Genomic DNA, 24,440 nt, shown 5'->3' with positions numbered 1-24,440 from the left:
AACTCTTTTGATCTTTTTTCGATCAATCGCTCTTTCGCTCTTGACTTCGGTCACGGCTGGTTCAAGGATCACGGCCAACGCCAATGTCGCCGCCTGTTCAGGAGCCTCGCTGTGAGCCGCAGTTCGAGCAGAACGTCCCTCGCCGTAGTCGGCGCCGCCACCGCCCTCGCCGTTCTCACGGCCTGTGGCGGCAGCGGAGACGACAGTTCCGCCGCCGGAAGTGACGGCAAGCCCGTCAGCATCACCTTCTGGGGCTGGACCAAGGGGTCCAAGGAGGTCGTTGACGCGTTCAACGCCTCCCACAAGAACATCAAGGTGGTGTACGAGGAGATCCCGTCCGGCAACGCGGGCGGCTACGCCAAGATCTCCAACGCCGTGAAGGCGGGCAACGCCCCCGACCTGGTCTCCATCGAGTACCCGCAGCTTCCGGAGTACGTCAGCCAGGGCGCCCTCCAGGACATCGGCCAGTACTTCACCGAGGACATCAGGAAGAAGCTGCTGCCCCAGGCGGTGGAGCTGACGACACTCGGCGGCAAGAACTGGGCCGTCCCCTTCGACGCCTCGCCGCAGTCGTTCTACTACCGCAAGGACCTGTTCGAGAAGTACGGCGTCGAAGTCCCCAAGACCTGGGACGACTTCCGCAAGGCCGCGGTGAAGGTCAAGAAGGCCGACAAGAAGGCCCGGATCGGTACGTTCTTCCCCGACGACCCGACCACGTTCCAGGCGATGGCCTGGCAGGCCGGCGCCCAGTGGTACAAGCCCGAGGGTGACACCTGGAAGGTCAACACCACCGACGCCGCGACCAACAAGGTCGCCGACTACTGGCAGGGTCTGCTCGACGACGACCTGATCCGCGCCAACGCCTCCTTCAGCCCCGAGTGGACCAACTCCCTCAAGAACGGCGGCACCGTCGGCTACCTCGGCGCGGCCTGGGGCGCGGGCGTCCTCAAGGGCACGCTGCCCGAGCAGAGCGGCAAGTGGGCCGTCGCCCCGATGCCCAGTTGGGACGGGAAGCCGGCCAGCGGCATGCTCGGCGGCTCCACCTTCGCGGTGACGAAGACCAGCAAGAAGGCGAAGGCGGCGGTCGAGTTCGCCACCTGGATGTCGACCACCCCGGAAGGCATCAAGGCCCGCATCGAGTCCGGCACGTCGAGCGCCTTCCCGGCCGCGGCGTCCCTGCGCCCGGTCGCGAAGAAGGCGTTCGACGCGGACTTCTACGGCGGCGAGGACATCTACCAGGTGTTCGAGGACGCCGCGACGTCCATCGGCCCGAACTGGAGCTGGGGCCCGACGACCGGGACCACGAACACCACGATGAAGGACCAGTTCGGCAAGGTCGCGAGCGGCGGAACCACGATCAAGGACGCCGTGGAGGCCGGGCAAGACGCCACCGTCGCCGAGCTGAAGAAGCGCGGTCTGAAGGTCGAGGACGCAGGCTGATGAAGCGCGCCCGGACGACCAGAGCCGCCGCCATCCTGCTGGGGCCCTTCTTCGTACTGTTCACGCTGGCGATGGTGCTGCCGATCGGATACGCGGTCTGGCTCAGCCTGTTCACCGAGAAGCAGTCCGGCCTGGGCTTCGGCGGCACCGAGACCGTCTTCAGCGGACTCGACAACTACACGGCGGCCCTGGGCGACCGGGCGTTCCGCGAGGGCTTCGGCGTACTCCTCGGATACTGCCTCTTCTACATCCCGCTGCTCCTCGTCGGAGCCCTCGCCCTCGCGCTGCTGCTGGACTCCACGCTGGCCCGCGCCCGCCGGTTCTTCCAGCTCGCGCTGTTCCTGCCGCACGCCGTGCCCGGCATCATCGCCGCGCTGATCTGGGTGTACCTCTACACCCCGCAGCTCAGCCCGGTGGTCAGCGCCATGGAGTCCGGCGGCATCGGATTCGACTTCTTCTCGCCCGAAGGGGCCCTGCCCTCCGTCGTCAACATCGCGCTGTGGGAGTGGCTCGGCTACAACATGGTGATCTTCTACGCCGCGTTGCAGGCCATCGACCGCTCCGTACTCGAAGCGGCCACGGTCGACGGGGCGGGCGCCTGGCGGACCGCGATCGCCATCAAGGTCCCGCTGATCCGCGCCTCCGTGGTGATGGTCGCGCTGTTCACCGTCATCGGCTCGCTCCAGCTGTTCACCGAGCCGCTGATCCTCAACAAGGGGACCGGCTCCGCCGTCACCTCCACCTGGACGCCGAACATGTACGCGTACACCGCGGCCTTCGAGCGCAACGACTACGGGCTCGCCGCGGCCGCCTCCATCCTGCTGGCGCTCACGGCCGCGCTGCTGTCCTTCGTCGTCACCCGCTTCACCGGCCGGAAGGGCAAGAAAGCATGAGTTCCCCCGCCTCCCGCGGCCGCTGGATGTCGAAGACAGCCGTCAACGGCTTCCTGCTGCTCGCCGTCGTCTACATGCTCTTCCCGCTCGTCTGGCTGGTCACCGCCGCCACGAAGGACACCGGAGACCTGCTCGCCGGCAACGCGTTCTCCTTCGACGGCTTCAACCTCGGCGAGAACCTGTCGAACCTCGCCGCCTACGGCGACGGCATCTACTTCCGCTGGTACCTCAACAGCCTTCTGTACGCGGGCGGCGGGGCGATCGTCTGCTCGCTGATCTGCGTGGCCGCGGGATACGCCTTCGACAAGTACGAATTCCGGGGCAAGGAGCAGCTGTTCGGCCTGGTGCTGATGGGTGTGCTGGTCCCCACCACCGCGCTCGCCCTGCCGATGTATCTGCTGGCGTCCAGGACCGGCCTGGTCAACACCTACTGGTCGGTGCTGATCCCGGTGCTGGTCAACCCGTTCGGCGTGTATCTCGCCCGGGTGTTCAGCTCGGGCTACATACCGAACGAGGCGCTGGAGGCAGCCCGTATCGACGGGGCGGGTGAGCTGCGGATCTTCTGGTCCGTGGGGCTGCCCATGGTCATGCCGGGCTTCGTGACCGTCTTCCTCTTCCAGTTCACCGCGATCTGGAACAACTTCTTCCTCCCCCTCGTGATGCTCTCGGACCGCAAGCTCTTCCCGCTGAGCCTCGGTCTGTACTCGTGGAACACCAACACCCATGGCGAACCGAGCTTCTACCCCCTCGTCGTCACCGGCTCCCTGCTCGCCGTCATCCCGCTGATCGTCGCCTTCGTCTCCCTGCAGCGGCACTGGAAGGCGGGACTGACCGCCGGAAGCGTCAAGTGACCGTCCACGCGAGCCCCGAGGAGTACGAGTTCCCCCATGCAGCACGCCACTGACAACCGGCCCCGGGCCCTGCTCGCGATGGGTCCCGGCATCGCCGGACGCCTCCTCGCCGAACGTCACCACACCCGGCTGGCCGAGCTCACCCGTACGGACACCCGTCTCGTCGCCCATGACCTGGCCGATCCGACGCCCGAGGTGGCGGCCGCGCTCGCCGAGGCCGACGTGCTCCTCACCTGCTGGGGCGCGACGCCGCTCACCGCGCCGGTGCTGGCCGCCGCCCCGCGGCTGCGTGCGGTGGTGCATGCGGCCGGGTCCGTGAAGCACCACATCACCGACGCCTGCTGGGAACGGGGCATCGCCGTCACCTCCGCGGCCGGGGCCAACGCGCTGCCGGTGGCCGAGTTCACCCTCGCCGCGATCCTCTTCGCGGGCAAGCAGGTCCTGGGTTCCGCGCAGCGCTACCGCGCCCTGCGCACCGGCCACGACTGGCTCGCGGAGCTGCACGGCACCGGCAACTACCGCCGCACGGTGGGGATCGTCGGCGCCTCCCGCATCGGCCGGCGGGTGATCGAGCTGCTGCGCCCCTTCGATCTCGACGTCCTGCTGTACGACCCCTACGTCAGCGAGGAGGGAGCGGCGCGACTGGGTGTCCGCCTCACCTCGCTCGACGACCTGTGCGCGAGCAGCTCCGTCGTCTCGGTGCACGCCCCGCAGCTGCCGGAGACGCGTCATCTCATCGGCGCCGCCCAGCTGGCCGCGATGCCGGCGGGCGCGACGCTGATCAACACGGCGCGCGGCTCGCTGGTCGACGAGGACGCGCTGCTACCCGAGCTGACGAGCGGGCGGCTGCACGCGGTCCTGGACGTGACGGACCCCGACCTGCCGCGGGCGTCCTCACCGCTGTACGAACTGCCGAACGTACTGCTGACTCCACATGTCGCGGGGTCGCTGGGCAACGAGCTGCACCGGATGGCTGACCAGGCGCTGGACGAGCTGGAACGGTTCGCGAGCGGCCGGCCTTTCGCGGACCCGGTGTACGGGGACGCGTTGTCACGCTCGGCGTGACCCCCGGGTCTCGAACACGCAAAAGGCCCGGCACCCCTCACGGGGTGCCGGGCCTCACCGCTTGCGCGGGGCAGCTACACGCTAGTGCGAGTGGCCGTGACCGTGACCGGCCTCGGCCTCTTCCTCGGCCGGCTTCTCGACGACCAGGGTCTCGGTCGTGAGCAGCAGCGACGCGATGGACGCGGCGTTCTCCAGCGCGGAGCGGGTGACCTTGACCGGGTCGATGACGCCGGCCTTCACCAGGTCGCCGTACTCGCCGGTCGCGGCGTTGAAGCCCTGACCCTTGTCGAGCTCGGAGACCTTCGAGGTGATGACGTAGCCCTCGAGGCCCGCGTTCTCCGCGATCCAGCGGAGCGGCTCGACGGCGGCGCGGCGCACGACCGCGACACCGGTGGCCTCGTCGCCGGTCTTGCCGAGGTTGCCCTCGAGGACCTTGACGGCGTGGACCAGAGCGGAGCCACCACCGGAGACGATGCCCTCCTCGACCGCGGCGCGGGTCGCGGAGATGGCGTCCTCCAGACGGTGCTTCTTCTCCTTGAGCTCCACCTCGGTGGCCGCACCGACGCGGATCACGCAGACCCCGCCGGCCAGCTTCGCCAGGCGCTCCTGGAGCTTCTCGCGGTCCCAGTCGGAGTCCGTGGACTCGATCTCGGCCTTGATCTGGTTGACGCGGCCGGCGACCTCGTCGGACTTGCCGCCACCGTCGACGATGGTGGTGTCGTCCTTGGAGACGGTCACGCGGCGGGCGGTGCCCAGCACGTCCAGACCGGCCTGGTCGAGCTTGAGGCCGACCTCCTCGGCGATGACGGTCGCACCGGTGAGGGTGGCGATGTCGCCGAGCATGGCCTTGCGGCGGTCACCGAAGCCCGGGGCCTTCACCGCGACGGCGTTGAAGGTGCCACGGATCTTGTTGACGACCAGGGTCGACAGGGCCTCGCCCTCGACGTCCTCGGCGATGATCAGCAGCGGCTTGGAGGCACCGGCCTGGATGACCTTCTCCAGGAGCGGCAGCAGCTCCTGGATCGAGCCGATCTTGCCCTGGTGGATCAGGATGTACGGGTCGTCGAGGACGGCCTCCATACGCTCCTGGTCGGTCACCATGTACGGGGACAGGTAGCCCTTGTCGAAGGCCATGCCCTCGGTGAAGTCGAGGTCCAGACCGAAGGTGTTGGACTCCTCGACGGTGATGACACCGTCCTTGCCGACCTTGTCCATCGCGTCCGCGATGAGCTCGCCGACCTGGGTGTCCTGCGCGGAGAGCGCGGCCACGGCGGCGATGTCGGACTTGTCCTCGATCGGGCGGGCGGTCGCGAGGAGCTCCTCGGACACGGCCTTGACCGCGGCGTCGATGCCCTTCTTCAGGGCGGCCGGGGACGCGCCCGCGGCCACGTTGCGCAGGCCCTCGCGGACCAGCGCCTGGGCCAGGACGGTGGCGGTGGTCGTACCGTCACCGGCTACGTCGTTGGTCTTGGTCGCCACCTCCTTCACCAGCTGGGCACCGAGGTTCTCGTACGGGTCGTCCAGCTCGACCTCGCGCGCGATGGTGACACCGTCGTTGGTGATGGTGGGCGCACCGAACTTCTTGTCGATGACGACGTTGCGGCCCTTGGGGCCGATCGTCACCTTGACCGTGTCGGCAAGCTTGTTGACGCCGCGCTCGAGGGCGCGACGGGCGTCCTCGTCGAACTTCAGGATCTTCGCCATGGAGCTGAACTGTCCTCTCAAAACAAGAACTGCGCCCCTCGCCGCCCGGCTAGTTATTTCGCAGGGGGCCAGGGGCGCAGAACAGAAGCAAACGTGGGTGAATTACTTCTCGATGATCGCGAGCACGTCGCGAGCCGAGAGGACGAGGTACTCCTCGCCGTTGTACTTCACCTCGGTGCCGCCGTACTTGCTGTACAGCACGACATCGCCGGTCTTGACGTCGAGCGGAAGGCGCTCGCCGTTCTCGAAGCGGCCCGGGCCCACGGCCAGGACGACGCCCTCCTGGGGCTTCTCCTTGGCAGTGTCCGGAATGACCAGGCCGGAGGCCGTGGTCTGCTCGGCGTCGAGCGGCTGGACCACAATGCGGTCCTCGAGCGGCTTGATCGCAACCTTGGTGCTGGTCGACACGATCCGGTCTCCCCCTTCGGAGATCTCACGGGGTTATCAGTCTTTGGGTGGCGACCAGGTGGGCCCGTCGTCGCGGGTGCCGGACCTGCCGGTCGCACAGTACTGCTGGCACTCTCCAGTGGGGAGTGCCAGCACTGAGACTATGACCGCGATTAGCACTCGGTCAAGCGGAGTGCCAATTCACGCCCCTCGTGGCGTCCGGCCGTCCTCCGCCGGAAGCCGCCCGGCACAGGGAGAACGCCACGAGTGCCCGGACCGTTCCGCACGTCAGGTGCGCCGGCGGCACCCCGCATCCACTGCCGCCCCGTCGTGCGACCCCGGCCGCTCCGGCCACCAGCGGAACGGCGGACGCACCCGGGATCCCCCGGCCGCCGCGGGGCGGCCGCAGGCGATGACGACCATCGCCCCCGGCGCCCCGTGATCACCGCGCACCGCCGCGGGCCGCGCCTCCGGGGCGCTCGGCGACGGGTTCATCCGCTGCGCCGCCTTCCGGCCCAGCCGCTCGATCGGGTCCACCGACTGCGCGCAGCCGGCGGTGACGGTCAGGAGCGCACCGGCGGTCAGCAGTCCGGCCAGCAGCCGGTGCGCCCTTCTCATACGTAGTCCTCCAGCCGGGCCACCGCGTATCCCTTGTCCGTGATGACCTTCATGACGGACCGGATCAGGTCGGGCATGCTGCCCTTCCAGTCCTTCTTGCCGCGGAAGTGCGTGAGGATGATGTCGCCGGGGTGCAGGTCCTGGTCCTTCTCCCGCCACTCCATGTGGTCGGGGAACGCCTCCGCCGCCCACAGGGGCACGGCCGTGATGCCGCAGGACTTGGCGATCCGCAGGGTGTCGCCGTTGTAGTTGCCGTACGGCGGCCGGAAGAGCCGGGGGCGCTCGCCGTACTGCTGCTCGATGATGTCCTGCTGGTCGCAGATCTCCCGCTTCTGCTCCTCGGAGGAGAGGCCCGGCATGTAACGGTGGTTCAGCGTGTGGTTGCCGAGGACGACACCGCGGGCCTGGGCCTCCTTGAAGTACCCGTAGTCGTCGCGCACCAGGTAGTCGCTGAGGAAGGCGCTGTACGGGATGCTCAGCTCCGACATCATCCGCAGCAGCTCGGGGTCCTTGTCGTCCCCGTCGTCCATCGTCAGGAAGACGATCTTCTCCTTGGTGGGGACCGCGGTGAAGACCGGCGGCAGCGCGTCCCCGCCCTCGACCTCGAAGCCCTTGCGGGTGGTGATGCGCGGCTTCGCGGCGGGCGGTGCCGGCGGAGCCAGCGGGGTGCTCGCCAGGCCCCACTTCTTGGCGGCGACGGCCCGTGCGGCCTGGGCGCGGCGCGCCTTCTCCGCCTGCGCCGCGACGGAGCCCGCCATTCCCGCCGGAGGGCCGCCCTGCTGCCCGGCCCCGGCCGCGGACGCTTGCCCCGGATCGGCCGGGGCACGATCACCGGTCTCGGCCGCGCAGCCCGAGCCGACGGCGGCGACCAGGAGCGCGGCGAGGACCGCGTAGCCCGGCCGGCGCCTCAGGTGCCCCTGCCCGCGCCTGTCGCGCCCCTGCCCGTCCGACATCGCACCCGGTCTGCGCCTCTTCATGTCGAATTCTTCCTTTTGTCGTACTGGCTGCATGGCGCCGCATCCTGCCAGCCCGGGATCGGGCATCCGGCCCGACACAGCGCCCGCCCCGCACGGTCCCCCGGCTGGCGCGCAGCCGACTGGCCCACAATGGGGCGGGTGAACGCTCTCGCCCCGACCGGCCCGTCCGACGCCCCCGACCCCCTCGCCGCCTTCCTGGCCCTGCGCACCCCCGAGGGCGCCGGGCTGCTGGCCGGGCTGCGGTCGTACGACCCCGCCACCGAACTGGCCACCGCCACCCGGCTGCGCCGCAGCCACCCGGCCGGCCTCGTCTCGGCGGCGCTGGGGCAGGCCCGGCTGCGACAGCGGGCGGTGGCGAAGTTCGGCGCCGAGGACGCACACCGGATGTTCTTCACGCCGAACGGGGTCGAGCAGGCGACCCGCACCTCGGTGGCCGGCTACCGCGCCCGCCGGTTCGCGGACGCCGGGGTGCGCAGCGTCGCCGACCTCTGCTGCGGGATCGGCGGCGACGCGATCGCCCTGGCCCGGGCCGGGATCTCCGTGCTCGCCGTGGACCGCGACCCGCTGACCGCCGAAGTGGCTCGCGCGAACGCCGCCGCGCTCGGCCTGGACGCACTGATCGAGGTGCGGTGCGCCGACGTCACGGAGATCGACACCTCGCCCTACGACGCGGTCTTCGTCGACCCGGCCCGCCGGGGCGGACGCGGCCGGATCTTCGACCCGGAGGCGTACTCCCCGCCCCTGTCCTGGGCGACGGCGGCCGCGCTGAAGGCGCCCAGGGCCGCGCTGAAGATCGCCCCGGGCGTCCCGCACGAGGCGATCGGGCCGCAGGCGGAGGCCGAGTGGATCTCGGACGGCGGCGACGTGAAGGAGGCGGTGCTCTGGTTCGGCGAGGGCTTCGAGGCCGGTTCGTACCGCGCGACCCTGCTCCCGTCGGGCGCCACCCTGTCCGCCCCGGCCGCGCTGCCCGCCCCGCCGGTCGGTCCGGTGGGGCGCTATCTGTACGAGCCTGACGGCGCGGTGATCCGGGCGCATCTGGTCGCCGACATCGTGGAGCGGTGCCACGGACGGCTGTTCGACGAGATGATCGCGTACGTCACGAGCGACGAGCTGTACGACTCCCCGTACACCGCCGGCTACGAGATCACCGATCAACTCCCGTTCAACATGAAGCGGCTGAAGGCGCTGCTGCGGGAGCGGAAGGTCGGCGTCCTCACGGTCAAGAAGCGCGGCTCGGCGGTCGAACCGGAGGAACTGCGCAGGAAGATGAAGCTCCAGGGCCCGAACGCGGCGACCGTCTTCCTGACCCGGGTAGCGGACGCGCCGACGATGCTGGTCGGCCGTCCCGTGACCGGCCCGGAGGCCGTCCGCGGGTGACTGCGGCCGGCCTCCGGTCCGGGGTCAGCGGTGGGCGCCGCCGCCGAAGGAGATCAGGGGCTCGGGCGCGGCCGCACCGGCCATCGTCCGCAGGACCCAACGCCGGTGCCAGAAAGCCTTGGTGATGCCGACGAGGCCGATGAGCCAGCCGATGAACCCGAGGCCCATCACCAGGGCCATCAGGCCGTAGGTGTCGTCTCCCCTGACCGCACCCGCAGGCACCGCGAAGCAGGCGTACAGTCCGGCGGCGCAGAGCGCGAAGGAGCCCAGCAGCCAGGCCAGGCTCGCACCAGGCAGCCGGAGCGCGGCGTCGCTCGCCGGATCGCGGTCCAACGCGCCCCACTGCACGAGCAGTCGGCGGATCCGCCGGTCCCGGCGCAGGCCGATGACGACGAGGATGATCGCCGGCACCAGGCAGCAGGCGCCCATGGCCAGCATGACCACGCCGAAGAATGAGCTGAAGATGTCGTACGACTGCTCGAAGGTGACGAACGCGGTGCCGATCAGCGCCCAGCCGAGCGCACCCAGGGCTCCCCACATCCACAACAGCCCGAGCCGTCCGGGCCCGATGTGCATCTTCACCAACGCGCCCAGGATGAAGGCCCGGTCGGCGAGCAGCGCCCCCCGGTCGGGCCAGGTGCGTATCTCCACGGGCGGCGGGGGCGGCGGAAGCGCTGAACGAGCGGACATGGGCCAGACCTTACCGAGCGCCGGACGCCGCCCCGCGCCCGAGTGTTCACATGTCAGGCGTTGCGCAGGGCCTCGATGTCGAGCCGCTTCATGCCGAGCATCGCCTTCATGGCGCGGGCCGCCTTGTCCGGGTCCGGATCGGTCAGGGCCTCACCGAGGCCGGGCGGGATGATCTGCCACGAGACGCCGAACCTGTCCTTGAGCCAGCCGCACTGGCTCTCCTGACCGCCGTCAGCGGTGAGCTTGTCCCACAGCTGGTCCGCCTCCTCCTGCGACGCGCACTCGACGGAGAGGGAGACGGCCTCGCTGAAGGGGAACTCGGGGCCGCCGTCGAACGCGATGTACTCGGCGCCGTCCAGCTGGAACCGTACGGTCATCACCGAGCCTTCCTCGCCCGGTGAGGCCGCGGTCCAGCGGGTCACGTCCAGGACGCGCGAGTCGCCGCCGATGACGGAGATGTAGTGGTCCGCCGCCTCCTTGGCCTGGTTTTTGTCGAACCACAGGAACGTGGTGACCTTCTGCATGGTCTTCTCCTCACTCGGTGGTGCGAAATGCCGTGCAGGGTAGACCGGAGCCGGGCCCGGAACTCATCGGCCGGCCCGGCCCAGGAGCAGCGCCCGTTCCCGTTCGTTGCGGGTCAGTTCCGCCGCCCGTACGAACTCGGCGTGTGCCTCGTCCGTACGCCCCATCCGCTCCAGCAGATCCCCGCGGACGCTCGGCAGCAAGTGGTAACCCCTGAGCGCGGGGTCGGCGGCCAGGGCCTCGACGAGCACGAGGCCGGCGGCCGGGCCCTCGGCCATGGAGACGGCGACGGCGCGGTTGAGCCCGACGACCGGTGACGGGGTCAGGGCGGCGAGCCGGTCGTACAGCGCGACGATGGCGGCCCAGTCGGTGTCCTCGTAACGCACCGCCCGGGCGTGGCAGGCGGCGATGGCGGACTGGAGGGTGTACGGCCCCAGGGGCTGCCCCGCCTCCGCAGCCGTCTCGCTCGCCCGGAGCAGGGCCGCGAAGCCGCGGCGGATCAGCAGCCGGTCCCAGCGGGCCCGGTTCTGGTCGGCGAGCAGCACCGGGGCACCGTCCGGCCCGGTCCTGGCGGCGGTGCGCGAGGCCTGCAGCTCCAGCAGGGCCGCCAGCCCATGGACCTCGGGCTCCCGGGGCATCAGCCCGGCCAGCACCCGGGCCAGGCGCAGGGCGTCCTCGCAGAGCCCGGGGCGCAGCCAGTCGTCGCCGGCGGTCGCGGCGTAGCCCTCGTTGAAGACGAGGTAGATGACTTCGAGCACCGATCCGAGCCGGGCGGCGCGCTCGGGGCCGTACGGCACCTCGAAGGGAACTCCGGCCCGCCCGAGTGTCCGCTTGGCGCGGACGATCCTCTGTGCGACGGCCGGCTCGGTGGTGAGGAAGGCGCGGGCGATCTCCTCGGTGGTGAGGCCGCCCAGGAGGCGCAGGGTGAGGGCGATCCGGGCGTCGGTGGAGAGCACCGGATGGCAGGAGGTGAAGATCAGCCGCAGCAGGTCGTCGTCGATGCGGTCCGGGTCCGCGGCGCCCGGGTCCGGTTCGCCGGAGACGGTGTCCAGGTCGCGGCCCATCTCCGCCAGCTTGCGGGCGTACGTCTCGCGGCGGCGTACGAGATCGATCGCGCGGTGCCTGGCCGTGGCCATGAGCCAGGCTCCCGGGTTGTCCGGGACGCCCGACTCCGGCCACTGTTCCAGCGCGGCGACCAGGGCGTCCTGCGCGAGTTCCTCGGCGATGCCCACGTCCCGGACGATCCGGGCGACACCGGCGATGATCCGCGCGGACTCGATCCTGAACACCGCTTCAACCGCGCTCGCTGCCGTCACGGCCACCCATCAGAGCAGCCACCCGGTACCCGGGCAAGCGCGACCGGCCGTGCCGGTCAGGCTTCGTCGATGGCCCGGATCTCGGAGGTGACGCTCCAGCTGTCCGGGTGGCACTGCAGGAACCGCTTGGTCCATTCCAGTGCCTCGTCCTTGTCCTTGCACTGGAGGATGGCGTACCCGCCGACGACTTCCTTGGTCTCGGTGAAGGGTCCGTCGGTGCAGCTGAGCTTGCCGCCGGACCAGTGGACGCGGGTGCCCTGGGCTGTCGGGGTGAGGCCGGCCGTCTCCAGCATCACGCCCGCCTTGGTGATCTCCTCGAACAGGGCGCCCATGCGCTTCTCGAAGTCGGGGTCGGGCTCGAACCCGGCGGCGGCCTGCTCGTCGATGCGGATGAGCGACATGAAGCGCGGCATGGTGACTCCTCGGTCGGGAGGGCGGGGGCTTTCCCTGCCTCTCACCCTTGCGTCGAACGGGACACGGCCGGATCGACAGTCCCCACGGAATTCTTCGCAGAATCTTCCGGACCGGCCACCGGGACCGCCGTCGGCGCGGCGGCCGGGGCTGTTCCGGAGGTGTCCGCCCGCCCGGTCCTCCGCGTGTCCGGGAGGATCACCAGGGCCGCCGACGCCCCCGCCGCGAGCAGTCCGGCAGCGGCCCAGAACGCCGTCGCGTATCCGGAGACCAGGTCGGCCGGGCGGTTCGAGTCCCCGCTGACCTGCGCGGCGACCGTCACCAGGACCGCGAGTCCCAGCGAGCCGCCCACCTGCCGGGAGCTGTTCAGCAGCCCGGAGGCCATGCCGGTCTCCCCGGGGGCGACATCGGTCGTGGCCGCGGTGCCGAGCGGGACGAAGCACATGCCGATACCGATGGCGGAGACCACGGACGGGCCGAGGACGAACGTGAGGAAGGTGCCGTCCGTACCGGCGGTGACCGCGAATCCGGCGATACCGAGAGCGGCCAGCGCGCCGCCGATCGCCAGCAGCCGCCGGGTGCCGAGCGCCGCGACCGTACGGGTGGCGATCACCGAGCCCACGACCACGCCCGCGCTGAACGGCAGGAAGGCGACTCCGGCCGCGGTCGGGCCGTAGCCGAGCACCTGCTGCAGGCAGAGCGAGACGAAGTAGAACGCGGCGAACTGCCCCGAGCTGAGCAGCAGGCAGACATCATCGACTGCGCGATGGCCTGCGGCCTCTCCCCCGGGCAGGCGGTACGGGCCTACCGGACGATCTGGAGCTACGTCTACGGCGACCTGGTCTTCCGCAGGGCCGCCGCCCGCCGCGCCGGGCACCCGCCGTCCACCCGGTACTTCCCCGAGATGGTCACCGCCGAGGACGCGGCGGAGCTGCCCCGCCTCACCGCGATCAAGGACGACTGGCGGGCGTACGCCGCCGACTACGAGGTGGCCGGCGAACTCGACGCGATCATCACCGGTCTGCTGGCCCGAGGGACTCGAAGCGCCAGCGGTGCACCGGCCGGGTGACGGCCTCCGCGTCCGGCTCGGGCAGCTCCGGCAGCTCGTCGCCGTACGCGCCCCGCCACCAGGTGATGACCAGGACACGGTCCTGCGGGGCGCGCAGCAGCTCGCTGCGCAGCGGGGGCCGCGCCAGCTCGCCGGTGCGGGCGCGCGCCCACTCCAGCAGCTCCGCGCCCCGGCCCTCGGTGGCCCGGGCCTCCCACATCAGCGCGACGGTGGTGCCGTTCCCGCTCATGAGTACAGGTTGTCCTTGCTGATCTCGTGCACGTGGTCGTGCGTGTGGGTGTGGTCCGCGCCCGGTACGTGGGTCTCGGTGACCGGCAGCGAGGAGTCCGCCGAGAGCTCCAGGTCGGAGGCGGGCCGGTTGCGGGCCACCATCTCCGCGCCCAGCGCGGCGACCATGGCCCCGTTGTCGGTGCACAGCCCGGGGCGCGGCACGCGCAGCCGGATACCGGCCCGCTCGCACCGCTCCTGGGCGAGCGCCCGAAGCCGCGAGTTGGCCGCGACACCGCCACCGATCATCAGGTGGTCGACGCCCTCGTCCTTGCAGGCACGGACGGCCTTTCGCGTGAGCACGTCCACCACGGCCTCCTGGAAGGACGCCGCCACGTCCCGTACCGGCACCTCCTCGCCCGCGGCGCGCTTCGCCTCGATCCAGCGGGCGACAGAGGTCTTCAGACCGGAGAAGGAGAAGTCGTACGCGGGGTCGCGCGAGCCGCTCAGGCCGCGCGGGAACGCTATGGCCTTCGGGTCGCCCTCCTTCGCGAGACGGTCGATGACGGGACCGCCGGGGAAACCGAGCTGCAGTACCCGGGCGATCTTGTCGAAGGCCTCGCCGGCCGCGTCGTCGATGGTCGCTCCGAGGGGCCGCACGTCGTTGGTGATGTCGGGGGCGAGCAGCAGCGAGGAGTGACCGCCGCTGACCAGCAGCGCCATCGTCGGCTCGGGCAGCGGGCCGTGCTCCAGCTGGTCGACGCAGATGTGCGAGGCGAGGTGGTTCACGCCGTACAGCGGCTTGTTCAGCGCGTACGCGTACGCCTTCGCCGCCGAGACGCCGACGAGCAGGGCGCCGGCGAGTCCGGGTCCCGCGGTGACGGAGATGCCGTCGAGGTCGCGGCCGGTGACACCGGCCTCCTTCAGGGCGCGCTCGATCGTGGGGACCATCGCCTCCAGATGCGCGCGGGAGGCGATCTCGGGCACGACGCCGCCGAAACGGGCGTGCGTGTCGACGCTGGACGCGACGGCGTCGGCGAGCAGTGTCGTCCCTCGGACGATGCCGACGCCGGTCTCGTCGCAGGAGGTCTCGATACCGAGTACGAGCGGTTCGTCAGCCATCAGTCAGTCTCGTTTTCTTGTACGTGGAGGCGCATGACGAGTGCGTCGATGTTGCCCGGCTGGTAGTAGCCGCGGCGGAAGCCGATCGGTTCGAAGCCGAAGCGCTCGTACAGCTTCTGTGCCCGGGTGTTGTCGACCCGGACCTCCAGAAGCACCTCGGCGCACTCGAAGGCCGTGGCGTGCTTCAGCAGGTCGGTCAGGAGCTCGGAGCCGAGCCCGCCGCCCCAGTGGCCGCGAGTGACGCCGATCGTCTGCACGTCGGCGAGGTCGCCGGCCGCGGCGAGGCCCGCGTATCCGACGATCCGGCCGGTGACCGGGTCCTCGGCGACCACATAGCGGCGGGTGGCCTGCGGTCCGCGTGCATGCGCCAGTTCGGACCAGAACATGCCGGCCGACCAGGCGTCGTCCGGGAACAGCTCGTGCTCCAGGTCGAGCACCGGGTCGATGTCCCACCAGCGCATCTCGCGCAGCACTGCGGTCGTGGCGGTCACTTCGGCGTGACCACCTTGTAGTTCTTCGGGACCTGCGCGTCGGGCCTGCGCAGGTAGAGCGGCTGCGGCGGCAGCAGTTCGCCACCCGCGGCGAGGCGTTCGACGGCGAGGGCGGCCATCGCACCGGCGGCGACGTGCTCGGGGCCGCGTGCGTCCGGGAACGCGTCCGGGTAGAGCACCGCGCCCGCCCCGGCGACGGGGAGGCCCGCGAGCTGCTCGGCGATGTCGGCGGGCCGGTCGACGGCGGGTTCACCGGTCCGGGTGCGGGGGTCCTCGTACCGCGCCCAGTACACCTCCTTGCGGCGGGCGTCCGTCGCGACGGCGAACGGGCCCTCCACCCCGGCCTGCCCCGCGGCGTACGCGAGGGCGTCCAGGGTGCACAGCCCGTGCACGGGCACGGACAGCGCCGAGCCGAACGTCGCCGCTGTCACCAGGCCGACCCGCAGCCCGGTGTACGGACCGGGGCCGACGCCCACGACCACGTCCGTCACGGCGTCGAGCGTCACACCGGCCTCGGCGAGGACCCGGTCGACGGCGGGCAGCAGCAGCTCCCCGTGCCTCCGGGCGTCGATCTGACCGGACTCGGCGACGACGCGGGTCCCGTCGTGCAGGGCGACGGTGACGGCGGGGGTGGCGGTATCCATAGCGAGCAAGAGCACCTAAACAGCCTACGGCTCCTCCGAGGGCGGCACTGCGCCCCGTACGGCGTCCCGGTGCGGGGGTGCTCCGGTGCTACCGTCACCGGGTATACGCGGAGTACGTGTAAACGCTTGTACGACTTACAACGGACTGCAACGGCGAAAGAGGCGCGAACGGTGGCTAGGGGCAGCTCGGGAATCGTGGCCGCACTCACCGCGGCGGCCGTCGCCGTGGTCGGCTTCCTGGCCTACCAGGCATCGGCGAACGTCCCCGACAACCTCGCCGTCACGCCGAAGGCGTCCAGCAGCGCACCGGCCACGGGCGGGCACGCCAAGGCGAAGCCGAAGAAGAACCCGCTCGCCGTTCCCGCCGCGTCCGGCACGGGCATGCGCGTGGTGTACGCGCTGGGTGACCGCCGGGTGTGGCTGGTGAACGCGAAGAACAAGTCGACCCGGACCTTCAAGGTGATGCCGAGCGCGGTGAGCGCACTGCCGGGCACCTACCGGGTGAGTTCGCGCTCCGGCAGCGTCACGGGCTCGGACGGGGTGCCGATCGAGCACGTGGTCCGGTTCGCGACCAACAACGACGTGGCCATCGGCTTCAGCGCCGCCCAGGACGGCTCGATGGAGAGCCCGGACCCGACACTGAAGGCGGGCGGCGTACGGATGTCCCGTGCGGACGGCGACGTGGTGTGGAGGTTCGCGACGGTGGGCGCGAAGGTCGTCGTCGTCCCCTAGGGTCTTTCGTTTGGATCAGGCCGGATAGAGAGCGGGCTCTGGCCCGTCAAGCCCGGCCGGTCTCTTGCAGCCGTGCCGTGGGAATCAAGCCCGGCCGGCCCGCCCGCAGGGGGGTTCAGGCTGCCCGCCCGGTACCCGAGGGCTTGCCCGCTCGTGGCGTGGGAGCCGCGCCGCGCGGGCGCGGCTCGACCGGTGGGGTGGAGACCGCGTCGGCCGCCGCCCCGGCGGCGAGCAGGTCTCTCATCGATACCGCCCGCGGCGGCTGCACGTCACGCTCGGATGTCGGCATGGACGCCTCCTCGGGCTCCGGGTGGAAGGCACGGTTAGGCAGACCTAACCTGCTCTCGCCCTCCATGTCACCACGCCCGCACCGCCCCGCGCAACAATTTGCCGACACCCTGTCGGAAACGGGACCCGGTCGACAGCCTCTCAGACCCCCGCCACGTCCCACGGGGCCCAGGACTCCGCCCGCAGCCCCGCCCACCGTGTGCCGACGCCCACGAGCGTCACCTCGCGCCGTTCGTCGTCCGTGTCGCCGACCGCGCGGTCGATCAGCACCTGGAGCCGGTCGTCGGAGAGCTCCTCGACCTTGCCGTCGCCCCACTCGACGACCACCACCGAATCCGGCAGCGACACGTCGAGGTCCAGGTCCTCCATCTCGTCGAGCCCGCCACCCAGGCGGTACGCGTCGACGTGGACGAGCGCCGGGCCGTCACCGAGCGAGGGGTGGACCCGGGCGATCACGAAGGTGGGGGACGTCACGGCGCCACGCACGCCCAGTCCCTCGCCGAGACCACGGGTCAGGGTCGTCTTCCCGGCGCCGAGCTCGCCGCTGAGCATCACCAGGTCGCCGGGGCGCAGGACACCGGAGATCCGGCGGCCCAGGGCCTGCATCTGTTCGGGTGATTCGACGGCCAGCGCCACGGTGACGGTGTCGTGCGCGGCGGATCCGGCGGCCTCAGCCGCCGGGCTGTTGTGCGGTGCTTCCATGCCCGCCAACGTTAGAGGATTCGGGTACGGCCGCGGCCCTCACCCACGGGCCTCGGAGGACTCCGGTACGGCTCCGGCCCGCACCAACAGGTCCGCCAGCCGGTCCGTCACCGTCTCGGGGTGCTCCAGCATCACCAGGTGCCCGGCGTCCGGGACGATGACCAGCTCCGCGTCGGGCAGCTGGTCCGCGATCGCCTCGCTGTGCGAGCTGGGCGTCACCAGGTCCTTGTCGCCCGCCAGGATCAGCACCGGGACGTCCCGGAACAGCGGCAGCGCATTGCTCTTGTCGTGCTCGGCGAAGGCCGGGTAGAACTCCGCGACGACGTCGATCGGCGTGGACTCGATGAGCCGCTCGGCGAACCGCTCGACCGCCGGGTCCACGTCCCGCGAGCCGAACGAGTACCGCTTGATCAGCCCGGCGAAGAGATCCGCGGTCGCCCGCCTCCCCCGCTCCACCAGTTCCGCCTGCGAGCCGAGCGCCTTCAGCACGCCTGGCAGCACCCGCCGCACCGCGTTCACGCCCGCCACCGGAAGCCCGAAGTTGACCTCGCCGAGCTTCCCGCTCGACGTGCCGACGAAGGCGACGGCGGCGACCCGGTCGCGCATCAGGGCCGGGTACTGGTCGGCCAGCGCCATGATCGTCATGCCGCCCATGGAGTGCCCGACCAGCACCAGCGGACCCTCGGGGGCGGCCGCGTCGATCACGGCCTTGAGGTCGCGACCGAGCTGGTCGATGCCGACGTGCACGCCCTGTGCCTGCGCCCGGCCCCGCTCGGAGCGGCCGTGGCTGCGCTGGTCCCAGTGGACGGTGCGCACGATGCCGCGCAGGGCCGCCCGCTGGAAGTGCCAGGAGTCCTGGCTGAGGCAGTAGCCGTGGCTGAAGACGACCGTCACCGGGGCGGGGGCCTTGCGCCCGAAGAGACGGCGCCTGCGCGGACCGGCGGCGGAGCCGGGAGGCGTGCCGCCCGTGCCCGTACCGCTGCCCGGGTCGACCTCGTCGATCTCGTAGTACAGCTCGGTGCCGTCATCGGCCGTCGCCCGGCCCGGCAGCCCGCGCAGCGAGCCGTACGGTCCGGTGGCGTCCAGGGCCAGCCTCGCCCGCTTGCGCATGCCGCGGCCGACCGTCAGCCGCTCGACCGCGACCCCGGCCGCCGCGCCTGCGGCGATCACACCTATGGCGGCCCCGGCGATCCCCGCCCGGCGCCAGCCGGCCGCCGAAGCGGCCGTCGCCACCGCGTCCACCGCGCTGATCTCACTCACCGTGCCGCGCTCCTCGTCGGTCGTGTCGTGTCCGTCGGGCCGAAGGACCGGTCCGGTCTCCCGCGATCTTGTCCGGCCGTCCCACGGCGTGCTCAGATCGTGCCTGGTCAGGGGCGCTTGTTCGGTCAGGACCCGGCCGAGGGGCCCTCCGGCGTTTCGTCGTCCCGGTAGACGCGCGGCACCCGGCCGCCGATCCGGGTGACGATCTCGTACGCGATCGTGTCGGCCGCCTGCGCCCAGTCCTCGGCGCTCGGCTCGCCCCGGTCCCCCGGGCCGAACAGCACGGCGTCGCTGCCCACCGCCGGCTCGTCCCCGTGGAGGTCGACGACGAACTGGTCCATGGCCACCCGGCCCGCGACCGTCCGCCGGACGCCGCCGACCAGGACTGGACCGCGGCCCGACGCGTGGCGCGGAATGCCGTCCGCGTAACCGAGCGGCACCAGGCCGAGCGTGGTCTCCGCGGACGTCGTGTAGTGGTGCCCGTAGCTGATGCCGTGACCGGCCGGCGCCCGCTTGACCAGGGCGATGGACGCGGCGAGCGTCATCACGGGACGCAGTCCGAAGTCGGCGGGGGTGCCGAGCTCGGGGGCGGGCGAGATGCCGTACATGGCGATCCCGGTCCTCACGAGGTCGAAGTGCGACTCGGGGACCGTCAGCGTCGCCGGGGAGTTCGCGATGTGCCGTACCTCGGGCTCGACGCCCGCCTTCTCCGCGTACGCCACCATGTCGCGGAAGGTGTCCAGCTGGGCGGTGATCGACGGGTGCCCGGGCTCGTCCGCGCAGGCGAAGTGGGACCAGAGGCCGGTGATGCGGACGGTGCCCGCCTGCTCGGCGGTGCGGGCGGCGGCGACCAGTTCGGGCCAGTCGGCGGGCTGGCAGCCGTTGCGTCCGAGGCCGGTGTCGGCCTTGAGCTGGACACGGGCGGGCCGGCCCGCCTCCGCTGCCGCCGCGGTGACCTCGCGCAGCGCCCACATGCCGCTCACCGACACGTCGATGTCGGCCTCGATCGCCTCGCGCCAGGGCCCGCCCGGCGTCCACAGCCAGCACATCACCCGGCCGCCGAGACCGGCCGCGCGCAGGGCGAGCGCCTCGTGCGGGGTGGCGGTGCCCAGCCAGGTGGCGCCCGCTTCGAGCGCGGCGCGGGCGCAGCGCTCCGCGCCGTGCCCGTACGCGTCGGACTTGACCACGGCCATGAGTTGCGCCCCGGACGCCCGGGCCCGCAGAACGCGCACGTTGGCGCGGAGTGCGGGGAGGTCGATCTCGGCACGGGCTCTCAAGGACGCTGTCTCGTTCATCGTGCCCAGTGTCTCAGAGGCGTACGGCAGAGCCCTCGGGCGGCGGCCGCGGCAGGGCGCGGCGTTTCGGTGGACGCGCACGTCAGCGGTGGTGCAACTCGTGTTCCACATGGTCGACAAGGACCGGGACGTGGCTGTGCGGGACGTCCTTGACCGCCGTGACCAGTGTCACCGGACCGCCCTCGCGGACCAGCGCCGTCAGCTCGTCCACGGCCGCGGTGTGCACGGGGTCGGCGAGCTCGGCGCGGTAGCGGTCCACGAAGGTGTCGTACCGGGTCTCGGAGCGGTCCTCGTGGTACCAGGAGCGCAACTCGTCCGACGGGGTGAGGTCCTTGAGCCACCGGTCGATCGCGGCCCGTTCCCTGGCCACGCCGCGCGGCCACAGCCGGTCGACGAGGACACGGATGCCGTCGCCGTCCTCCCGGGGGTCGTACACCCGCCGTACCCGCACGTCACCGCCGCTGCCCACGACCGACCACTCCCTTCGCTGCCGCACCCCCTGTGACCCGTCCCAGCATCACTCAGGCCCGTACGTCCCGCCATGCCACCGCGATCGCCTCCGCGACGTCCTGCGCGGCGACCGGGGAGCCGTCCGATGCGTGCCGGGCGGCGAGGCCGTGGAGGTGGGCGCCGACGGACGCGGCGTCGCGCGGGGCGAGGCCCGCGGCGAGCAGCGAGCCGGTCAGCCCGGAGAGCACGTCGCCGCTGCCGGCGGTGGCCAGCCAGGAGGTGCCGGTCGGGTTGACCCGCACGGGCGTGTGCGGGGTGTCGGTGGCGATCAGCGTCGTCGACCCCTTGAGCAGGACCGTGGCACGGAACCGTGAGGCGAGTTCGCGTACGGCGGCGAGCCGCCCCGCCTCGACCTCCTCGCGCGGGACGCCGAGCAGCGCCGCGGCCTCCCCGGCGTGCGGGGTGAGGACGGTGGGCGCTGTGCGCGCCCGCACGACGGCGGCGTCCAGCAGCCGCAGTCCGTCGGCGTCGACGAGCACGGGCACGTCCGTGGCCAGCACGTCGGAGACCGCCTCGACGGCGTCCGTGCCGTCGCCGAGCCCCGGCCCGACCACCCACGTCTGCACGCGCCCGGCCTTGGAGGGCGGGCCGGCGTGGACCAGCGTCTCCGGATGGCGCGCGATGACGGCGTCGGCCCCCGGCCCGACGTAGCGCACGGCCCCCGCCCCGCCGCGCAGCGCCCCGGAGACGGCCAGCACCGCGGCCCCCGGGTATCGCGCCGATCCGGCGACGATGCCGACGACGCCGCGCCGGTACTTGTCGCTCTCCGCGGCCGGCACGGGCAGCAGCGCGGCGACGTCCGCGTACTGGAGCGCCTCCAGATCGGGTACGTCCGGCAGTTCGGCGCCGAGCCCGATGTCGACGAGGTGCAGGGCCCCGGCCCGTTCGGCGGCCGGGTCGACGAGCAGCGCCGGTTTGTACGCCCCGAAGGTGACGGTCGCGTCCGCGCGCACGGCGGCCCCCAGCACCTCGCCGGTGTCGGCCTCGACGCCGCTCGGCAGGTCGACGGCGACGACGGGCACGCCGTGCGCCGCGTAGTGCTCCACCACGGCGGCGGCGTCCGGCCGCAGTCCGCCGCGCCCGCCGATGCCGGTGATGCCGTCCACGACGAGGTCGATGTGCCCGCCCCAGTCGCGGTGCGGGGCCACGTCACCGCCGTCCATCACCCGCCCGCCCGCCGCGATCAGCGCGGCGACGCCGCCCTCGTGGGCCCGGCCCGGCGAGACGCGCACGGCCACGACGCCCGCGCCGCGCCGCGCCAGCCTGGCCCCCGCGTACAGCGCGTCGCCGCCGTTGTCGCCGCTGCCGACGAGGAGGACGACCCGGGAGCCGTAGACCCGGCCGCCGCGCCGCAGCAGATCGGCGCAGGCCGCCGCGAGTCCGGCCGCGGCGCGCTGCATCAGCGCGCCCTCCGGGAGCCTTGCCATCAGGGCCTGTTCGGCGGCCCGTACGGTCTGAACGCTGTACGCAGTACGCATGGCTCCAACGTACGCACGGGAGCGCGCCCTCGGCACGCGGACGGGCTCACCCCTCCGCGATCACCACCGCCGAGGCCACCCCCGCGTCATGGCTGAGCGACACGTGCCACTGCCGTACGCCCAGTTCCGCGGCGCGCGCGGCAACCGTGCCCCGGACCCGCAGCCGGGGCTGCCCGGTCTCCTCCACGTACACCTCGGCGTCGGTCCACAGCAGTCCGCTTGGCGCGCCGAGCGCCTTGGCGAGGGCCTCCTTGGCGGCGAACCGGGCGGCCAGCGAGGCGATTCCGCGCCGCTCACCGCTGGGCAGCAGCAACTCCTGCTCCAGGAAAAGACGTTGGGCCATCTGTGGCGTACGCTCCAGCGCCGCGTCGAACCGCTCGATCTCCGCCACATCGATCCCGACCCCGATGATCACGTACGCACCCTCACTGTTGACTGCCGGCTCACTCCACGGTGACGGACTTCGCCAGGTTGCGCGGCTGGTCCACCTCGTTGCCGCGGGCCGTCGCCAGCTCGCAGGCGAAGACCTGCAACGGCACGGTCGCGACCAGCGGCTGAAGTAGCGTAGGCGTTGCGGGGATCCGGATGAGGTGGTCGGCGTACGGAACGACCTCCTCGTCGCCCTCCTCGGCGATGACGATGGTGAGGGCGCCGCGGGCCCGGATCTCCTGGATGTTCGACACGATCTTGCCGTGCAGCACGGAGCGCCCGGCCGGGGACGGCACCACGACGACGACCGGCAGACCTTCCTCGATGAGCGCGATCGGCCCGTGCTTGAGCTCACCGGCGGCGAACCCCTCGGCGTGCATGTACGCGAGCTCCTTGAGCTTCAACGCGCCTTCCAGGGCGACCGGATAGCCGACGTGCCGGCCGAGGAAGAGCACGGTGTCGTGCGAGGCCAGGGACCGGGCCAGCGCGCGTACCGGCTCCATGGTCCCCAGGACCCGCTCGACGGATCCGGAGATCTCGGAGAGCTGACGGATGACGGTGCGGATCTCGTCGCCCCACTTGGTCCCGCGGACCTGGCCGAGGTAGAGGGCGACGAGGTAGCAGGCGACGAGCTGGGTCAGGAACGCCTTGGTCGAGGCGACGGCGACCTCGGGACCGGCGTGCGTGTAGAGCACGGCGTCGGACTCGCGCGGGATCGTCGACCCGTTCGTGTTGCAGATGGCGAGGACCTTCGCGCCCTGCTCGCGGGCGTGCCGCAGCGCCATCAGGGTGTCCATGGTCTCGCCGGACTGCGAGATGGCGATGACGAGGGTGTGCGGGTCCAGGATCGGGTCGCGGTAGCGGAACTCGCTGGCGAGCTCGGTCTCGCACGGGATCCGGGTCCAGTGCTCGATGGCGTACTTGGCGATCATCCCGGCGTGGAACGCGGTCCCGCAGGCGACGATCACCACCTTGTCGACCTCGCGGAGCTCACCCCGCGTGATCCGCACCTCGTCGAGGTGGAGCGTGCCTTCCGGGTCGATCCGGCCGAGGAGGGTGTCGGTGACGGCCTTGGGCTGTTCGGCGATCTCCTTGAGCATGAAGGAGGCGTAGCCGCCCTTCTCGGCGGCGGAGGCGTCCCAGTCCACGTGGTACGCACGCACCTCGGCGGGCTCCCCGTCGAACCCGGTGACCACGACCCCCTCCCGCCGCAGCTCGACCACCTGGTCCTGCCCGAGCTCGATCGCGGAGCGGGTGTGGGCGATGAACGCGGCGACGTCGGAGGCGAGGAAGGCCTCGCCGTCCCCCACCCCGACGACGAGCGGCGAGTTCCGCCGGGCCCCGACCACCACGTCGGGCGCGTCCGCGAACACGGCGACGAGCGTGAAGGCCCCGTCGAGGCGCCGGCTGACCTGCCGCATCGCCTCCGCCGGGTCCGCGCACTGCGAGAACGCCTCGGCGAGAAGGTGGGCGACGACCTCGGTGTCGGTCTCGGAGAGCAGGTCGTGGCCGCGCCGGCCGAGCTCGGCGCGCAGGGCGGCGAAGTTCTCGATGATCCCGTTGTGGACGACGGCGACGCGTCCGGCGTTGTCGAGGTGCGGGTGGGCGTTGGCATCGGTGGGGCCGCCGTGGGTGGCCCACCGGGTGTGCCCGATCCCGGCGCTGCCGGCCGGCAGCGGCCGCTCGACCAGCACCTTCTCCAGATTGACGAGCTTCCCGGCCTTCTTGGCGGCGGCCAGTCCCCCGTCGGCGAGGATCGCGATCCCGGCGGAGTCGTACCCCCGGTACTCCAGCCGTTTGAGACCGGCGACGACGACGTCCTGCGCCGACTGCCCACCGACGTAACCCACGATTCCGCACATAGTGGTCCTTTCCTGGTCACCAGCCCCTGTTCTTCGCATAGTCGCAGAAGCAACCACTATTTCAAGCCCACAAACCAGGCCGGTCGGGCACGTCGAGCCC

At 71.7% G+C, this 24,440-nt stretch carries 28 protein-coding genes; 7 read left to right on the top strand and 21 right to left on the bottom strand.

The annotated features are described in order from the left end of the window. The first annotated feature begins 111 nt into the window (after window positions 1-111). Genes SH922_RS24335 through SH922_RS24320 form a run of 4 tightly spaced genes read left to right on the top strand, consistent with a single transcriptional unit; the run spans window position 112 to window position 4,249 of the window. Window positions 112-1,440 (top strand): ABC transporter substrate-binding protein, encoded by a 1,329-nt coding sequence (locus SH922_RS24335; RefSeq protein WP_393059966.1) that lies wholly within the window; start codon window positions 112-114, stop codon window positions 1,438-1,440. After that, a complete protein-coding gene (locus tag SH922_RS24330; protein WP_393059965.1) occupies window positions 1,440-2,333 on the top strand; it encodes a carbohydrate ABC transporter permease in 894 nt (297 codons plus the stop codon). The genes SH922_RS24335 and SH922_RS24330 overlap by 1 nt, the downstream gene beginning before the upstream one ends. Next, a complete protein-coding gene (locus SH922_RS24325; RefSeq protein WP_393059964.1) occupies window positions 2,330-3,184 on the top strand; it encodes a carbohydrate ABC transporter permease in 855 nt (284 codons plus the stop codon). The genes SH922_RS24330 and SH922_RS24325 overlap by 4 nt, the downstream gene beginning before the upstream one ends. 36 nt (window positions 3,185-3,220) lie before the next feature. Beyond that, window positions 3,221-4,249: a hydroxyacid dehydrogenase gene (locus SH922_RS24320; protein WP_393059963.1), complete on the top strand. Its 1,029-nt coding sequence runs from the start codon at window positions 3,221-3,223 to the stop codon at window positions 4,247-4,249. Between the two features lie 81 nt (window positions 4,250-4,330). Here the strand turns inward: SH922_RS24320 and groL are convergent, their stop codons facing one another. The 4 genes from groL to SH922_RS24300 form a co-directional block, all read right to left on the bottom strand. After that, a complete protein-coding gene (groL, locus tag SH922_RS24315; protein WP_148020263.1) occupies window positions 4,331-5,953 on the bottom strand; it encodes a chaperonin GroEL in 1,623 nt (540 codons plus the stop codon). Between the two features lie 102 nt (window positions 5,954-6,055). Then, window positions 6,056-6,364, bottom strand: a complete 309-nt coding sequence (gene groES / locus SH922_RS24310; RefSeq protein ID WP_024490209.1) for a co-chaperone GroES — start codon at window positions 6,362-6,364, stop codon at window positions 6,056-6,058. Between the two features lie 264 nt (window positions 6,365-6,628). Next, window positions 6,629-6,958, bottom strand: a complete 330-nt coding sequence (locus SH922_RS24305) for a hypothetical protein (protein WP_393059962.1) — start codon at window positions 6,956-6,958, stop codon at window positions 6,629-6,631. After that, window positions 6,955-7,968, bottom strand: a complete 1,014-nt coding sequence (locus tag SH922_RS24300) for a polysaccharide deacetylase family protein (protein WP_393059961.1) — start codon at window positions 7,966-7,968, stop codon at window positions 6,955-6,957. The genes SH922_RS24305 and SH922_RS24300 overlap by 4 nt, the downstream gene beginning before the upstream one ends. Before the next feature lie 96 nt (window positions 7,969-8,064). Between SH922_RS24300 and SH922_RS24295 the strand changes: the two genes are divergently transcribed. Further along, complete coding sequence (locus tag SH922_RS24295) at window positions 8,065-9,312, top strand: methyltransferase domain-containing protein (protein ID WP_393059960.1); 1,248 nt, start codon at window positions 8,065-8,067, stop codon at window positions 9,310-9,312. A gap of 24 nt (window positions 9,313-9,336) precedes the next feature. Here SH922_RS24295 and SH922_RS24290 read toward each other — a convergent pair whose 3' ends face one another. From SH922_RS24290 to SH922_RS24270, 5 genes are all read right to left on the bottom strand, one after another. Continuing rightward, window positions 9,337-10,002 (bottom strand): hypothetical protein, encoded by a 666-nt coding sequence (locus SH922_RS24290; RefSeq protein WP_393059959.1) that lies wholly within the window; start codon window positions 10,000-10,002, stop codon window positions 9,337-9,339. Between the two features lie 53 nt (window positions 10,003-10,055). Further along, window positions 10,056-10,526, bottom strand: a complete 471-nt coding sequence (locus SH922_RS24285) for a VOC family protein (RefSeq protein WP_393059958.1) — start codon at window positions 10,524-10,526, stop codon at window positions 10,056-10,058. Window positions 10,527-10,589: 63 nt separating this feature from the next. Further along, window positions 10,590-11,840, bottom strand: coding sequence for an RNA polymerase sigma factor (locus SH922_RS24280; RefSeq protein ID WP_393059957.1), 1,251 nt, complete (start codon window positions 11,838-11,840; stop codon window positions 10,590-10,592). Between the two features lie 56 nt (window positions 11,841-11,896). Then, window positions 11,897-12,253 carry a YciI family protein gene (locus SH922_RS24275; protein ID WP_393059956.1) on the bottom strand — a complete coding sequence of 119 codons (357 nt, stop codon included), beginning with the start codon at window positions 12,251-12,253 and terminating at the stop codon, window positions 11,897-11,899. A 41-nt stretch (window positions 12,254-12,294) separates the two neighbouring features. Further along, window positions 12,295-13,128 carry an MFS transporter gene (locus SH922_RS24270; protein ID WP_393059955.1) on the bottom strand — a complete coding sequence of 278 codons (834 nt, stop codon included), beginning with the start codon at window positions 13,126-13,128 and terminating at the stop codon, window positions 12,295-12,297. Here SH922_RS24270 and SH922_RS24265 point away from each other — a divergent pair. Then, window positions 13,018-13,320 (top strand): hypothetical protein, encoded by a 303-nt coding sequence (locus tag SH922_RS24265; RefSeq protein WP_393063838.1) that lies wholly within the window; start codon window positions 13,018-13,020, stop codon window positions 13,318-13,320. The two genes, SH922_RS24270 and SH922_RS24265, sit on opposite strands and share 111 nt — an antisense overlap. Here SH922_RS24265 and SH922_RS24260 read toward each other — a convergent pair. The 4 genes from SH922_RS24260 to tsaB are packed head-to-tail and all read right to left on the bottom strand — an operon-like array spanning window position 13,265 to window position 15,784. Continuing rightward, complete coding sequence (locus tag SH922_RS24260) at window positions 13,265-13,549, bottom strand: hypothetical protein (RefSeq protein WP_393059954.1); 285 nt, start codon at window positions 13,547-13,549, stop codon at window positions 13,265-13,267. The two genes, SH922_RS24265 and SH922_RS24260, sit on opposite strands and share 56 nt — an antisense overlap. Further along, on the bottom strand, window positions 13,546-14,649 hold the full coding sequence (gene tsaD / locus SH922_RS24255; protein WP_393059953.1) for a tRNA (adenosine(37)-N6)-threonylcarbamoyltransferase complex transferase subunit TsaD: 1,104 nt from the start codon (window positions 14,647-14,649) through the stop codon (window positions 13,546-13,548). Before tsaD ends, SH922_RS24260 begins: the two co-directional genes overlap by 4 nt. After that, entirely contained in the window at window positions 14,649-15,140 is a 492-nt protein-coding gene (gene rimI, locus SH922_RS24250; RefSeq protein WP_393059952.1) for a ribosomal protein S18-alanine N-acetyltransferase, read from the bottom strand. The genes tsaD and rimI overlap by 1 nt, the downstream gene beginning before the upstream one ends. After that, the gene (tsaB, locus tag SH922_RS24245; RefSeq protein WP_393063674.1) at window positions 15,137-15,784 is read right to left on the bottom strand and encodes a tRNA (adenosine(37)-N6)-threonylcarbamoyltransferase complex dimerization subunit type 1 TsaB; all 648 of its coding nucleotides are present in this window, start codon (window positions 15,782-15,784) and stop codon (window positions 15,137-15,139) included. Before tsaB ends, rimI begins: the two co-directional genes overlap by 4 nt. Window positions 15,785-15,979: 195 nt before the next feature. Between tsaB and SH922_RS24240 the strand changes: the two genes are divergently transcribed. Beyond that, window positions 15,980-16,516, top strand: coding sequence for a hypothetical protein (locus SH922_RS24240; RefSeq protein WP_393063673.1), 537 nt, complete (start codon window positions 15,980-15,982; stop codon window positions 16,514-16,516). 115 nt (window positions 16,517-16,631) lie between these two features. Here SH922_RS24240 and SH922_RS24235 read toward each other — a convergent pair whose 3' ends face one another. From SH922_RS24235 to glmS, 8 genes are all read right to left on the bottom strand, one after another. Continuing rightward, entirely contained in the window at window positions 16,632-16,805 is a 174-nt protein-coding gene (locus tag SH922_RS24235) for a hypothetical protein (protein WP_393059951.1), read from the bottom strand. Between the two features lie 140 nt (window positions 16,806-16,945). Further along, window positions 16,946-17,506 (bottom strand): tRNA (adenosine(37)-N6)-threonylcarbamoyltransferase complex ATPase subunit type 1 TsaE, encoded by a 561-nt coding sequence (tsaE, locus tag SH922_RS24230; RefSeq protein ID WP_393059950.1) that lies wholly within the window; start codon window positions 17,504-17,506, stop codon window positions 16,946-16,948. Between the two features lie 39 nt (window positions 17,507-17,545). Beyond that, the gene (locus SH922_RS24225; RefSeq protein WP_393059949.1) at window positions 17,546-18,766 is read right to left on the bottom strand and encodes an alpha/beta fold hydrolase; all 1,221 of its coding nucleotides are present in this window, start codon (window positions 18,764-18,766) and stop codon (window positions 17,546-17,548) included. 125 nt (window positions 18,767-18,891) lie between these two features. Continuing rightward, on the bottom strand, window positions 18,892-20,061 hold the full coding sequence (gene alr, locus SH922_RS24220) for an alanine racemase (protein ID WP_393059948.1): 1,170 nt from the start codon (window positions 20,059-20,061) through the stop codon (window positions 18,892-18,894). 82 nt (window positions 20,062-20,143) lie between these two features. Further along, entirely contained in the window at window positions 20,144-20,530 is a 387-nt protein-coding gene (locus tag SH922_RS24215; protein ID WP_393059947.1) for a DUF488 domain-containing protein, read from the bottom strand. Window positions 20,531-20,582: 52 nt separating this feature from the next. Beyond that, window positions 20,583-22,049 carry an NAD(P)H-hydrate dehydratase gene (locus SH922_RS24210; RefSeq protein ID WP_393059946.1) on the bottom strand — a complete coding sequence of 489 codons (1,467 nt, stop codon included), beginning with the start codon at window positions 22,047-22,049 and terminating at the stop codon, window positions 20,583-20,585. A gap of 46 nt (window positions 22,050-22,095) precedes the next feature. Further along, entirely contained in the window at window positions 22,096-22,464 is a 369-nt protein-coding gene (locus SH922_RS24205) for a holo-ACP synthase (RefSeq protein ID WP_393059945.1), read from the bottom strand. Window positions 22,465-22,492: 28 nt separating this feature from the next. After that, window positions 22,493-24,340 (bottom strand): glutamine--fructose-6-phosphate transaminase (isomerizing), encoded by a 1,848-nt coding sequence (gene glmS / locus SH922_RS24200; RefSeq protein ID WP_393059944.1) that lies wholly within the window; start codon window positions 24,338-24,340, stop codon window positions 22,493-22,495. Window positions 24,341-24,440: the final 100 nt, after the last annotated feature.

The organism is Streptomyces sp. LN549, assembly GCF_043203805.1.
Lineage (GTDB): Bacteria > Actinomycetota > Actinomycetes > Streptomycetales > Streptomycetaceae > Streptomyces.
The sequence above is the reverse complement of the archived record's forward strand: the minus strand, read 5'-3'. Positions and strand labels throughout refer to the sequence as shown.

What these genes read in the sequence shown, in the direction of transcription:
- tsaE (WP_393059950.1), bottom strand. Translation starts at nt 17,506, where the DNA reads ATGGAAGCACCGCACAACAGCCCGGCGGCTGAGGCCGCCGGATCCGCC.
- SH922_RS24235 (WP_393059951.1), bottom strand. Translation starts at nt 16,805, where the DNA reads ATGCCGACATCCGAGCGTGACGTGCAGCCGCCGCGGGCGGTATCGATG.
- groL (WP_148020263.1), bottom strand. Translation starts at nt 5,953, where the DNA reads ATGGCGAAGATCCTGAAGTTCGACGAGGACGCCCGTCGCGCCCTCGAG.
- SH922_RS24305 (WP_393059962.1), bottom strand. Translation starts at nt 6,958, where the DNA reads ATGAGAAGGGCGCACCGGCTGCTGGCCGGACTGCTGACCGCCGGTGCG.
- SH922_RS24260 (WP_393059954.1), bottom strand. Translation starts at nt 13,549, where the DNA reads ATGAGCGGGAACGGCACCACCGTCGCGCTGATGTGGGAGGCCCGGGCC.
- SH922_RS24300 (WP_393059961.1), bottom strand. Translation starts at nt 7,968, where the DNA reads ATGCAGCCAGTACGACAAAAGGAAGAATTCGACATGAAGAGGCGCAGA.
- glmS (WP_393059944.1), bottom strand. Translation starts at nt 24,340, where the DNA reads ATGTGCGGAATCGTGGGTTACGTCGGTGGGCAGTCGGCGCAGGACGTC.
- SH922_RS24330 (WP_393059965.1), top strand. Translation starts at nt 1,440, where the DNA reads ATGAAGCGCGCCCGGACGACCAGAGCCGCCGCCATCCTGCTGGGGCCC.
- SH922_RS24210 (WP_393059946.1), bottom strand. Translation starts at nt 22,049, where the DNA reads ATGCGTACTGCGTACAGCGTTCAGACCGTACGGGCCGCCGAACAGGCC.
- SH922_RS24290 (WP_393059959.1), bottom strand. Translation starts at nt 10,002, where the DNA reads ATGTCCGCTCGTTCAGCGCTTCCGCCGCCCCCGCCGCCCGTGGAGATA.
- SH922_RS24265 (WP_393063838.1), top strand. Translation starts at nt 13,018, where the DNA reads ATGGCCTGCGGCCTCTCCCCCGGGCAGGCGGTACGGGCCTACCGGACG.
- SH922_RS24285 (WP_393059958.1), bottom strand. Translation starts at nt 10,526, where the DNA reads ATGCAGAAGGTCACCACGTTCCTGTGGTTCGACAAAAACCAGGCCAAG.
- SH922_RS24320 (WP_393059963.1), top strand. Translation starts at nt 3,221, where the DNA reads ATGCAGCACGCCACTGACAACCGGCCCCGGGCCCTGCTCGCGATGGGT.
- tsaD (WP_393059953.1), bottom strand. Translation starts at nt 14,649, where the DNA reads ATGGCTGACGAACCGCTCGTACTCGGTATCGAGACCTCCTGCGACGAG.
- SH922_RS24295 (WP_393059960.1), top strand. Translation starts at nt 8,065, where the DNA reads ATGGGGCGGGTGAACGCTCTCGCCCCGACCGGCCCGTCCGACGCCCCC.
- SH922_RS24275 (WP_393059956.1), bottom strand. Translation starts at nt 12,253, where the DNA reads ATGCCGCGCTTCATGTCGCTCATCCGCATCGACGAGCAGGCCGCCGCC.
- alr (WP_393059948.1), bottom strand. Translation starts at nt 20,061, where the DNA reads ATGAACGAGACAGCGTCCTTGAGAGCCCGTGCCGAGATCGACCTCCCC.
- SH922_RS24325 (WP_393059964.1), top strand. Translation starts at nt 2,330, where the DNA reads ATGAGTTCCCCCGCCTCCCGCGGCCGCTGGATGTCGAAGACAGCCGTC.
- tsaB (WP_393063674.1), bottom strand. Translation starts at nt 15,784, where the DNA reads ATGGATACCGCCACCCCCGCCGTCACCGTCGCCCTGCACGACGGGACC.